Annotated in this window: 3 protein-coding genes and 1 pseudogene; 1 reads left to right on the top strand and 3 read right to left on the bottom strand. The window is 61.7% G+C overall.

Annotated elements, in window-relative coordinates; translation table 11 throughout:
- Positions 1–243, top strand: a pseudogene (locus EOA85_RS30525) (cysteine hydrolase); the annotation flags it as partial.
- A gap of 69 nt (positions 244–312) precedes the next feature.
- Here the strand turns inward: EOA85_RS30525 and EOA85_RS30520 are convergent.
- The 3 genes from EOA85_RS30520 to EOA85_RS30510 all read right to left on the bottom strand — a co-directional run.
- Complete coding sequence (locus EOA85_RS30520; protein ID WP_127212213.1) at positions 313–1,992, bottom strand: formate--tetrahydrofolate ligase; 1,680 nt, start codon at positions 1,990–1,992, stop codon at positions 313–315.
- Between the two features lie 322 nt (positions 1,993–2,314).
- A complete protein-coding gene (locus EOA85_RS30515) occupies positions 2,315–2,710 on the bottom strand; it encodes an ester cyclase (RefSeq protein ID WP_164759990.1) in 396 nt (131 codons plus the stop codon).
- A 159-nt stretch (positions 2,711–2,869) separates the two neighbouring features.
- A partial coding sequence (locus tag EOA85_RS30510; protein ID WP_127212211.1) for a DUF2333 family protein occupies positions 2,870–3,475 on the bottom strand: 606 nt, incomplete at its 5' end.

Genomic DNA, 3,475 nt, shown 5'->3' with positions numbered 1-3,475 from the left:
GTCCATATGGGTTTTGCGGTGGAGTTCCTGTCCGACGCCACCGGCTCCGTGCCCTATGCCAACAGCGCCGGCTATGCTTCGGCCGAGGACATCCACCGCGTGCTGACTATCATACTGCAGTCGCGCTTCGCTGCCGTTCTCAAGACCACCGAATGGATCGACTGTCTGAAGACCGGCACGCTGCCCGAGCGCGACACGATCCACGCTTCCAACCAGCGCGCGCTGGCACGGAACGCCGCTTAGAAGTCTGTCGTAGATAAGCAAAAGGCGCCGCAGCGATGCGGCGCCTTTATCATTCCGGCCTTCAAAATCTCAGAACAGACCTTCGATCTGGCCCATTTCGTTCAGCAAGATCTTCTCCGAGGACGGCGCCTTGGGCAAGCCGGGCATGGTCATAACCTCGCCGCAGATGACAACGATGAAGCCGGCGCCGGCAGACAGCCTGACCTCGCGCACCGGCACGGTGTGGCCGGTCGGCGCGCCGCGCAGGTTCGGGTCGGTCGAGAACGAGTACTGCGTCTTGGCCATGCAGACCGGCAGGTGTCCGTAGCCGGCGTGCTCCCAGGCGTGGAGTTGGTCGCGCACCGACTTGTCGGCGATCGCTTCGGAACCGCGATAGATGCGCTGGACGATGGTGTTGATCTTCTCGAACAGCGGCATCGCGTCGGGATAGAGCGGCGCAAACTGCGAGGAGCCGGATTCGGCCAGCGCCACCACCTTGTTGGCGAGTTCCTCGATGCCGGCCGAGCCGTGGGCCCAGTGCTTGCACAGGATCGCCTCTTCGCCCATCGAGGCGACGTAGTCCTTCATCGCCCTGATTTCAGCGTCGGTGTCGGAATAGAAATGGTTGATGGCGACCACGGCCGGCACGCCGAACTGCCTGATATTCTCGATGTGACGGCCGAGATTGGCGCAGCCCTTCTTGACCGCCTCGACGTTTTCCTTGCCGAGGTCTTCCTTTTTGACCCCGCCGTTCATCTTCATGGCGCGCACGGTGGCGACGATAACCGTGGCCGCCGGCTTCAGGCCGGCCTTGCGGCACTTGATGTCGAAGAACTTTTCCGCACCGAGATCGGCGCCAAAACCGGCTTCGGTGACGACATAATCGGCGAGCTTCAGCGCCGTCGTGGTGGCGACGACCGAGTTGCAGCCATGCGCGATGTTGGCGAAGGGGCCGCCATGGACGAAGGCCGGGTTGTTCTCCAGCGTCTGCACGAGGTTGGGCTGCATGGCGTCCTTGAGCAACACGGCCATGGCGCCGTCGGCCTTGAGGTCGCGGGCGTAGACGGCCGACTTGTCTCGGCGATAGGCGACGATGATGTCGCCGAGGCGCTTTTCCAGGTCCTTCAGGTCGGTGGCAAGGCACAGGATCGCCATGACTTCCGAGGCGACGGTGATGTCGAAGCCCCCCTCGCGCGGAAAGCCGTTGGCGACGCCGCCGAGCGAGCAGATGATCTCGCGAAGTGCGCGGTCGTTCATGTCCATGACGCGGCGCCAGACGACGCGGCGGATGTCGATGCCGAGCTCGTTGCCCCAGTAGATATGGTTGTCGATCAGCGCCGAAAGCAGATTATGCGCCGTGGTGATGGCATGGAAATCCCCGGTGAAGTGGAGGTTCATATCCTCCATCGGCACGACCTGCGCATAGCCGCCGCCGGCAGCACCGCCTTTGACGCCGAAATTCGGCCCGAGCGAGGCCTCTCGGATGCAGACGATGGCCTTCTTGCCAATGCGGTTGAGACCGTCACCGAGGCCCACCGTCGTCGTCGTCTTGCCTTCGCCGGCCGGCGTTGGGTTGATGGCGGTAACGAGGATCAGCCTGCCGTCCTTGTTTGTCTTCACCGACTTGATGAACTCGGCCGAGATCTTCGCCTTGTCGTGGCCGTAAGGCAAAAGGTGCTCGCTTGGAATGCCGATCTTCTGGCCGATAGTCTGGATCTGCTTCTTGTCGGCGGCGCGCGCGATCTCGATGTCGGACTTCACTTCGGCCATGGCGGCTTTCCTCTGGATTGGACGGTGGAGGGGACGGGTTTGATCAGTGTGGTCGGTCGCAAGCCTGTTCGAAACAGCCTGGCACTTCAGGCGAGGGCACGTTCTAACCCTGTCGCTGCCGTGGCGTCAACTTTCATGCAACTATGTTTCCTATGAAGAAAGGCAGCTCTCTGTTTCCCGGTCGACCTTCCCCGGATCTTCGCGCCCGGTTGTCGCGCCGTATAAAAGCCAGAGCACGCGCCGTCCTGCCGTCTCAAAACAGCCGCGGAATGCACGGAATGCGACAGGGTTCGAGCCCCGGTCGGCGCTTCGAACGGCCGCGTTAGAATGCGCCGATCTGGTGCATCAGCCCCAAGCCGTCAAGCTGGCCGAAATGTTCGACTACGATGCCGTTCTCAACGCGATCGATGTGAATCACACCAACCGATACGCTTTTTCCGCTCGGCTCGACACCATGGAAGACGCCGGTGTGCGTTCCCTGAAAGCGGCCGCGCGTGACCACCTTGTCGGCGTCGCTGACACAGTCGTCGACGACGTGATGTCCGTCCGGAAATCCAACAAAGAACTCGGTCAGCGATTTGCGCCAGTCATCGAAGCCGATCGGGTTGGCACTGCCGAGATGAACGGCGAGATCTGGTGAGACCAGACTGGCCAGTTTGTCCCAGTCTTGCGTGTCGACCGTGGCGTAGAAATTTCGAGCAACTTCCCGGATATCCATCTCGTGTCCTCGCTGGCCGCCGCCCAGCGGTTGAACGACGACGAGGCAGTCAGGTTCCGCTCTCCGCGACATGCGGCCGAGCTATTGCCTCGACAAGTTGCCGATTTCGACCAGGGACAGCGGCGATTTCAAGCCAGGACGTCTTTCACTATTTGCCCTTCACCGATCCAGAACGGACCTGACCTCGACGAGGTTCGATCGCACCCTAAGCACATAGAAACCCATCGTGGTGAGGTGGGTGGGCATGATCCAGCCATCCTCGCGGCCGTTGGAGATTATCAAAGGCTGGATGGCGAGCGCCGCCTTGAGCTGGCCTTCCACGCTGTTCCAAAGTGGTGTGAGGCCGCGATTGTCGAGGATCTGCTGGAAGTCGTGATGCGCCGCCGTCAGGATGCCGTAATAGCCGTAGAGCTGGCCGTACGCGAACCAGAAGCGGTCGTCAGCCCGCGTGTCGAACCAGCCGCTGTTGAAATTCTGCGAACGGTCGCGGATCAGGTCCGACGTCGAGCCTATGTCACTCGCGATCCGGTCGACGAACTGCAACAGATTGTCGGCGCGCGCGTTGAAGACAACCTCGCATTTCATGAGCCGGTCGTTGAAGGCGCGAAGGCTGCTCGCCGCCGTGCGATAGAAACTCGGCGTCGGGGTTTTCGGACCAAAGGGCCTGAGGCCGAAATACCAGGTTTCCTCATCGAAGGTGATCGCGCCGCGCGCATCCTGCAGGTTCTGATCTATCTGGCTGGTGCCGCGGACGCGGCCCAGCGT

The organism is Mesorhizobium sp. M5C.F.Ca.IN.020.29.1.1 (assembly GCF_003997375.1).
Taxonomy (GTDB): domain Bacteria; phylum Pseudomonadota; class Alphaproteobacteria; order Rhizobiales; family Rhizobiaceae; genus Mesorhizobium; species Mesorhizobium wenxiniae.
This window is presented reverse-complemented; position numbering and strand designations above follow the sequence as displayed.

Excerpts from the sequence above, each read along its gene's own strand:
- EOA85_RS30520 (WP_127212213.1), bottom strand. The coding sequence starts at position 1,992 with ATGGCCGAAGTGAAGTCCGACATCGAGATCGCGCGCGCCGCCGACAAG.
- EOA85_RS30515 (WP_164759990.1), bottom strand. The coding sequence starts at position 2,710 with ATGGATATCCGGGAAGTTGCTCGAAATTTCTACGCCACGGTCGACACG.